The 8,206-nt window shown below is 70.0% G+C and carries 6 protein-coding genes; 5 read left to right on the forward strand and 1 reads right to left on the reverse strand.

Annotated features, from left to right (window positions below):
* The 5 genes from VN520_RS11575 to serA all read left to right on the forward strand — a co-directional run.
* Positions 1–2,003: putative bifunctional diguanylate cyclase/phosphodiesterase (locus VN520_RS11575; RefSeq protein WP_325746794.1), on the forward strand; the 2,003-nt coding region annotated here is incomplete at its 5' end.
* 217 nt (positions 2,004–2,220) lie between these two features.
* Positions 2,221–4,077, forward strand: coding sequence for an acetolactate synthase large subunit (locus tag VN520_RS11580; RefSeq protein WP_325746795.1), 1,857 nt, complete (start codon positions 2,221–2,223; stop codon positions 4,075–4,077).
* Positions 4,078–4,100: 23 nt separating this feature from the next.
* Positions 4,101–4,628, forward strand: a complete 528-nt coding sequence (gene ilvN, locus VN520_RS11585) for an acetolactate synthase small subunit (protein WP_325746796.1) — start codon at positions 4,101–4,103, stop codon at positions 4,626–4,628.
* A gap of 105 nt (positions 4,629–4,733) precedes the next feature.
* Entirely contained in the window at positions 4,734–5,735 is a 1,002-nt protein-coding gene (ilvC, locus tag VN520_RS11590; RefSeq protein WP_325746797.1) for a ketol-acid reductoisomerase, read from the forward strand.
* A 300-nt stretch (positions 5,736–6,035) separates the two neighbouring features.
* On the forward strand, positions 6,036–7,628 hold the full coding sequence (serA, locus tag VN520_RS11595) for a phosphoglycerate dehydrogenase (protein ID WP_203182610.1): 1,593 nt from the start codon (positions 6,036–6,038) through the stop codon (positions 7,626–7,628).
* A 230-nt stretch (positions 7,629–7,858) separates the two neighbouring features.
* Here the strand turns inward: serA and VN520_RS11600 are convergent.
* The coding region (locus VN520_RS11600) for a helix-turn-helix domain-containing protein (protein ID WP_325746798.1) at positions 7,859–8,206 on the reverse strand (348 nt) is incomplete at its 5' end.

Genomic DNA, 8,206 nt, shown 5'->3' on the forward strand with positions numbered 1-8,206 from the left:
GCCCGGGGGCGCGCGCCGCGAGCCGCCCGATCGCCGGATCCCTCGCCGCGCTCACGCCCTACCTGGCCGCGGCGGTCTGCACCCTCAGCATTCTGTACAACGTGGTGGAGGGCCGCAGGGTCGACCGGGTCGTGGTCCTCACCGGCTGTACGGTCGTGCTCGCCCTGGTCCTCCGGCAGGCCATCATGCTCCTCGACAACATCGCGCTCACCCAGGAACTGGCCCAGAAGGAGAATCACTTCCGCTCCCTGGTGCAGGGTTCCAGCGACGTCATCATGATCGCCGAGCCCACCGGCAAGCTCCGCTACGTCAGCCCCGCGGCGGCCGGTGTCTACCGGCGCGAGGCCGAGGACCTCGTGGGCGCGGAGCTGTCGTCGATCATCCATCCCGAGGACCTCGGGGGAGTGGTCCACGAGCTGCGGCGCTTCCTCGCCGCGCCGTCGTGCGAGGAGCCCACCACCCGGATCGAGTGCCGTTTCAGATCGGGCACGGGCGACTGGCTCCACGTCGAGTCCACCGTCAACCGCCACCAGGGCGGCCTCCTCCTCAACAGCAGGGACGTGACCGAGCGGGTCAGGCTGCAGGCTCAGCTCCAGCACAACGCCGAGCACGACCCGCTCACCGACCTGCCCAACCGCGCCCTCTTCACCGCCCGGGTCGGCCAGGCACTCAACGGCCGACGGGCCGGGGACCTGGGCACCGCCGTGCTCTTCATCGACCTCGACGGCTTCAAGGCGGTCAACGACTCCATCGGCCACCAGGCGGGCGACGAGCTCCTCGTACAGGCCGCGCGCCGCCTCCTGGAGTCCGTGCGCACCTCGGACACCGCGGCACGCCTCGGGGGCGACGAGTTCGCCGCGCTCATCGTCGGCGACGGCACCCACGACCAGGCCGCCAGGGAGGACCAGGTCCACGAGATCGCCGAGCGCCTGCGTCTGCGGCTCTCCCAGCCGTACCGGATCGGCACCCAGGAGGTCCGGGTGGCCGCCTCGATCGGTGTCGCCTTCGCCGAGTCCTCCATCACGCCCAAGGACCTCATGCGCAACGCCGACCTGGCCATGTACCGGGCGAAGGCCGGCGGCAAGGACCGGGTGGAGCTGTACGCCCCCCAGATGCAGGCCGACGTCGTGCGCCGCTCCGAGCTCGCGGCACGGGTCCGCACGGCTCTGCGCGACGGTGAGTTCGCGCTCCTCCACCAGCCCGTCGTCCACCTGGCCAGCGGCAGGGTCGCGGCCGTCGCCGCCCAGGCCCGCTGGCGCTCCGCCCAGGGCATCCTGTTCACCCCCGCCGAATTCCTCCGTGTCTCCGAGGACAGCGACCGCGCCGCCGAGCTCAGTGCCTGGCTGCTGGAGGAGGCCGTCGAGCAGGCCGCCGACCGGTCCAGGGCCGGGCATCCGGTCTCCGTCTCCGTACGGGTGTCCGCCGCCCGGCTCCTGGACCGGGCCCTGCCTCCGGGGCCCGTGGAGGCCCTCCTGGCCCGGCACGGGCTGCCCTCCGGTGCCCTGATGATCGAAGTGGCCGACAGCGACCCCCGGATCTCCTTCGACGAGCTGGAGCAGCGGCTGGTCGCGCTGCGCCGCCTCGGCGTCAGGATCGCGCTCGACGGCTTCGGCAGCGGGTACGCGGCGGTCAACGCCCTGCGCCGGCTCCCCATCGACGTACTGAAACTGGACCGGTGCCTGGTGGAGGGCGTCGTCGAGTCGGCGAGGCTGCACAAGATCACCAGTGGACTGCTGCGCATCGCGGGCGATCTCGGCATGCAGTCCGTGGCCGACGGGGTGGACGCGCCCGAGCAGGTGCGGGCGCTGCGCGCCATGGGATGCACCCACGGCCAGGGAATGGCCTTCGCCGGGCCGCTGGACGAGTACCGGCTGCGGCGCACCCTGATCCGGGGGGAGTATCCCGTCCTGGGCATCGGTCCGGCCGCTCGGCCGGTGCTCGCGGGCAGCGTGGTCCCGCTGCCGAGCCGCCCACATGATGAGACTCCCGTCCCACCCACTTGACACCGTGTGTGTGCCGGAGAGAGGGTCAATGCCATGCGCACCCGAATTCTCGTACTTGGAAAGCGCGTCGGCTGAAGCAGGGTCACTCATGGACACCTTGCAGACCGCACCGGCGCGCTCCCCTCGCTTGCCTCACGGCACGAGGGGTTTTTTGTTGCACCGGGACCTTTCGAAACCCCACACAAACACCGCATAAACCCTCAGCTTCGAGAAGAGAATGCCGATGACCGAGCAGGCCACCGGGGCCCAGCACCCGCAGCCGCGGGCCCGTAACGGCGGACCGTCCTCCGCCTCCGTTGAGCACCTCACGGGCGCGCAGTCCCTCATCCGCTCTCTCGAGGAAGTCGGCGCCGACACGGTATTCGGCCTCCCCGGCGGCTGCATCCTGCCCGCCTACGACCCGCTGATGGACTCCACCCGGGTCCGTCACATCCTGGTCCGCCACGAGCAGGGTGCCGGTCACGCGGCCACCGGCTACGCGCAGGCCACCGGCAAGGTCGGTGTCTGCATGGTCACCTCGGGGCCCGGTGCCACCAACCTGGTGACCCCGATCGCCGACGCGGCCATGGACTCCGTGCCGATGGTCGCGATCACCGGCCAGGTGGCCTCCGCCGCCATCGGTACGGACGCCTTCCAGGAAGCCGACATCTGCGGCATCACGATGCCGATCACGAAGCACAACTTCCTGGTCACCCGTGCCGAGGACATCGCGCACACGATCGCCGAGGCCTTCCACATCGCCTCCACCGGCCGTCCGGGGCCCGTCCTCGTCGACATCGCCAAGGACGCGCTGCAGTCGAAGACCACCTTCAGCTGGCCGCCGACGATGGACCTGCCTGGCTACCGTCCGGTCACCAAGCCGCACGCCAAGCAGATCCGCGAGGCCGCCAAGCTCATCACGCAGGCCAAGCGCCCCGTGCTGTACGTCGGCGGCGGCGTCATGAAGGCCGGCGCCACCGCCGAGCTGAAGGTCCTGGCAGAGCTCACCGGAGCGCCCGTCACCACCACGCTGATGGCGCTCGGTTCCTTCCCCGACAGCCACCCGCTGCACGTGGGGATGCCCGGTATGCACGGTTCGGTCACCGCCGTCACCGCGCTGCAGAAGGCCGACCTGATCGTCGCGCTCGGGGCCAGGTTCGACGACCGGGTCACCGGCAAGCTGGACAGCTTCGCCCCGTACGCCAAGATCGTCCACGCGGACATCGACCCGGCCGAGATCGGCAAGAACCGCGCCGCCGACGTCCCGATCGTCGGTGACGCCCGCGAGGTCATCGCCGATCTCGTCCAGGCGGTCCAGGCCGAGCACACCGAGGGCAACACCGGCGACTACGGCGCCTGGTGGAAGGACCTCAACCGCTGGCGCGAGACCTACCCGGTCGGCTACGACCTGCCGGAGGACGGCAGCCTCTCGCCGCAGCAGGTCATCCAGCGCATCGGCGAACTCGCCCCCGAGGGCACGATCTTCGCGGCGGGCGTCGGCCAGCACCAGATGTGGGCCTCGCACTTCATCCAGTACGAGCAGCCCGCCACCTGGCTCAACTCCGGAGGCGCCGGAACGATGGGGTACGCGGTCCCGGCCGCGATGGGTGCCAAGGCGGGCGCGCCCGACCGCGCCGTCTGGGCGATCGACGGTGACGGCTGCTTCCAGATGACCAACCAGGAACTCACCACCTGCGCGCTCAACAACATCCCGATCAAGGTCGCGATCATCAACAACGGCGCGCTCGGGATGGTCCGCCAGTGGCAGACCCTGTTCTACAACCAGCGGTACTCCAACACGGTGCTGCACTCCGGCGCGGACTCGGACGGCGTCCCCGCCAAGGGCACGCGCGTTCCGGACTTCGTCAAGCTGTCCGAGGCCATGGGCTGCTACGCGATCCGCTGCGAGGACCCCGCCGACCTGGACAAGGTCATCGCCGAGGCCAACGCGATCAACGACCGTCCGGTCGTCATCGACTTCATCGTCCACGAGGACGCCATGGTGTGGCCGATGGTCGCCGCCGGCACCTCCAACGACGAGGTCATGGCGGCGCGCGGCGTCCGCCCCGACTTCGGCGACAACGAAGACGACTGAGAGACAGAGAGAGACCGACTCCAATGTCCACCAAGCACACGCTCTCCGTCCTGGTCGAGAACAAGCCGGGTGTCCTCGCCCGGATCACGGCCCTGTTCTCCCGGCGCGGCTTCAACATCGACTCGCTCGCGGTCGGTACCACCGAACATCCCGACATCTCACGCATCACCATCGTCGTGAACGTCGAGGGCCTGCCCCTGGAGCAGGTGACCAAGCAGCTCAACAAGCTGGTCAACGTCCTGAAGATCGTCGAACTCGAGCCCGCCGCAGCGATCCAGCGGGAGCTCGTCCTGGTGAAGGTCCGCGCCGACAACGAGACCCGCTCCCAGATCGTCGAGATCGTCCAGCTGTTCCGCGCCAAGACCGTGGACGTCTCCCCGGAGGCCGTCACGATCGAGGCGACCGGGGGCGCCGAGAAGCTGGAGGCCATGCTCAAGATGCTCGAGCAGTTCGGCATCAAGGAACTCGTCCAGTCCGGCACCATCGCCATAGGGCGCGGCGCGCGCTCGATCACCGACCGTTCCCTGCGCGCACTCGACCGCACGGCGTAACCCCTTCCGGCCATCTCGCCGCTCGCATGGCGAGACCCGGCAACGAACCCCACGCACCCCGCCGTACGGTGGGACGCAACACCTGCACACCAAGGAGAAGACCCAGTGGCCGAGCTGTTCTACGACGACGATGCCGACCTGTCCATCATCCAGGGCCGTAAGGTCGCGGTCCTTGGTTACGGCAGCCAGGGGCACGCCCACGCGCTGTCGCTGCGTGACTCGGGTGTCGACGTCCGTGTCGGTCTGCACGAGGGCTCGAAGTCCAAGGCCAAGGCCGAGGAGCAGGGCCTGCGCGTGGTGACGCCGTCCGAGGCCGCCGCCGAGGCCGACGTCATCATGATCCTCGTCCCGGACCCGATCCAGGCCAAGGTCTACGAGGAGTCCGTCAAGGACAACCTCAAGGACGGCGACGCGCTGTTCTTCGGCCACGGCCTGAACATCCGCTTCGACTTCATCAAGCCGCCGGCCAACGTCGACGTCTGCATGGTCGCCCCGAAGGGTCCGGGCCACCTGGTCCGCCGCCAGTACGAGGAGGGCCGCGGCGTCCCCTGCATCGTGGCCGTCGAGCAGGACGCGACCGGCAAGGGTCTGGACCTCGCCCTCTCCTACGCGAAGGGCATCGGCGGCACGCGCGCCGGCGTCATCAAGACGACCTTCACCGAGGAGACCGAGACCGACCTGTTCGGTGAGCAGGCCGTCCTCTGCGGTGGCACCGCCGCCCTGGTCAAGGCCGGTTTCGAGACGCTGACCGAGGCCGGTTACCAGCCGGAGATCGCGTACTTCGAGTGCCTCCACGAGCTGAAGCTCATCGTGGACCTCATGTACGAGGGCGGCCTGGAGAAGATGCGCTGGTCCATCTCGGAGACCGCCGAGTGGGGCGACTACGTCACCGGCCCGCGCATCATCACGGACGCCACCAAGGCCGAGATGAAGAAGGTCCTCGCCGAGATCCAGGACGGCACCTTCGCCAAGAACTGGATGGCCGAGTACCACAACGGTCTGCCCAAGTACAACGAGTACAAGAAGGCCGACAGCGAGTCCCTGCTGGAGACCACCGGCGCGGAGCTGCGCAAGCTCATGAGCTGGGTCGACAACGAGGAAGCCTGAGTTCGGGCCGGGGGGCGGGTCCGCACGGGCCCGCCCCCCGGCGCCAGGCCGGCCTCACGCCCCGTGTCACTGCGGGGAGAGGTGGTGGCAGGGAAGCGGCCGGTACGTCTGTACAGACCGTCCACCCCGTGCGGGTGATCCTTCCACCGGGGCACAGTGTGTGCCCGGCCGCATGACTACACTCTCACCAACACATACACGCGTCAGGGCCCACAGTGTCGTGCGTCTTCCACGCGGCTAGCCCCTCCACCGCCTGCGGCCGTCGGGACGGCCGCCCGCACTGGACTTGTGAGGACACACGTGAGCTCGAAACCTGTCGTACTCATCGCCGAAGAGCTGTCGCCCGCCACGGTTGACGCCCTGGGTCCGGACTTCGAGATCCGGCACTGCAACGGCGCGGACCGCGCCGAACTCCTCCCCGCGATCGCCGACGTCGACGCGATCCTGGTGCGCTCCGCCACCAAGGTCGACGCCGAGGCCATCGCCGCGGCCAAGCAGCTCAAGGTCGTCGCCCGCGCCGGTGTCGGTCTGGACAACGTCGACGTCTCCTCGGCCACCAAGGCCGGAGTGATGGTCGTCAACGCGCCGACGTCCAACATCGTCACCGCCGCCGAGCTGGCCTGCGGCCTGCTCGTCGCCACCGCGCGCAACATCCCGCAGGCCAACACCGCCCTGAAGAACGGCGAGTGGAAGCGCTCCAAGTACACGGGCGTCGAGCTCAGCGAGAAGACCCTCGGCGTCGTCGGCCTCGGCCGCATCGGCGTGCTGGTCGCGCAGCGCATGTCGGCCTTCGGCATGAAGATCGTCGCGTACGACCCCTACGTGCAGCCCGCGCGCGCCGCCCAGATGGGCGTCAAGCTCCTCACGCTGGACGAGCTGCTCGAGGTCTCCGACTTCATCACGGTGCACCTCCCCAAGACCCCCGAGACGCTCGGCCTGATCGGCGACGACGCGCTGCACAAGGTGAAGCCCTCGGTGCGCATCGTCAACGCCGCGCGCGGCGGCATCGTCGACGAGGACGCGCTCGCCTCCGCCCTCAAGGAGGGCCGGGTCGCCGGCGCCGGTCTGGACGTGTACACCAAGGAGCCCTGCACGGACTCCCCGCTGTTCCAGTTCGACCAGGTCGTCTGCACCCCGCACCTCGGTGCCTCCACCGACGAGGCCCAGGAGAAGGCGGGCATCGCCGTCGCCAAGTCCGTCCGCCTCGCCCTCGCCGGTGAGCTCGTCCCCGACGCGGTCAACGTCCAGGGCGGTGTCATCGCCGAGGACGTGCGCCCCGGCCTGCCGCTCGCCGAGAAGCTCGGCCGGATCTTCACCGCGCTCGCGGGCGAGGTCGCGGCGCGTCTCGACGTCGAGGTGTACGGCGAGATCACCCAGCACGACGTGAAGGTGCTGGAGCTCTCCGCGCTCAAGGGCGTCTTCGAGGACGTCGTCGACGAGACCGTCAGTTATGTCAACGCCCCGCTCTTCGCCCAGGAGCGGGGTGTCGAGGTCCGCCTCACCACCAGCTCCGAGTCGCCGGACCACCGCAACGTGGTGACCGTCCGCGGCACGCTGTCGAGCGGCGAGGAGGTCGCGGTCTCCGGCACCCTGGCCGGCCCCAAGCACCTCCAGAAGATCGTCGCGATCGGTGAGCACGACGTCGACCTGGCGCTCGCCGACCACATGGTCGTCCTGCGGTACGAGGACCGCCCCGGCGTCGTCGGCGCGGTCGGCAAGATCCTCGGCGAGGCCGGCCTGAACATCGCCGGCATGCAGGTCTCGCGTCAGGACGCGGGCGGCGAGGCGCTGGTCGTCCTCACCGTCGACGACACCATCCCGCAGTCGGTCCTCACCGAGATCGCCGAGGAGATCGGCGCCACGTCGGCCCGTTCGGTCAACCTCACGGACTGATCACCCGCCCGTACGACGGCCGCGCCCGGCGGACAGAGCGAAAGCCTGTCCGCCGGGCGCGGCCGTCGTACGGAGGACCGTCCGGGGGTCTCAGCCGTCGATGCGCCCCGTGAAGAGCGGGATGAGCAACGCCGTTCCGGCCGAGTGCGCTGATCAGGACCGGGGAGAGAGCGGCAGCACCACAGCCGGCCACGGCGAGTCGGTCACGCCGGCGGAGGCGGGCCGGGCACTCACAGCCGGGCCTGCTTCAGCGCCATGTGCAGCAGCAGCCGGTCCTCACCGTCGTTCAGGTCGAGGCCGGTGAGCTGCTGGACCCGGGCGAGGCGGTAGTAGAGCGTCTGGCGGTGGATGCCCAGCTCGGCGGCGGTCCGGCTCGCCTGGCCCGCACGGTCGAGGAACACCTCGGCGGTGCGGGCCAGTTCCGCGTGGGGCGGGGTCAGCAGAGGGCGCACGGCCTGGTCCGGTGCGGCGCCCGGCGTGCGGGGCAGGGCCGCCAGGAGCCGGTACGGGCCGATGGCCGACCAGGCGGCGACCGGGCCGAAGCGGGACTCCGCCGAGGCGGCGCGGGCGGCGGACAG

Origin of the sequence: Streptomyces sp. (assembly GCF_035563135.1) — a bacterium.
Lineage (GTDB): Bacteria > Actinomycetota > Actinomycetes > Streptomycetales > Streptomycetaceae > Streptomyces.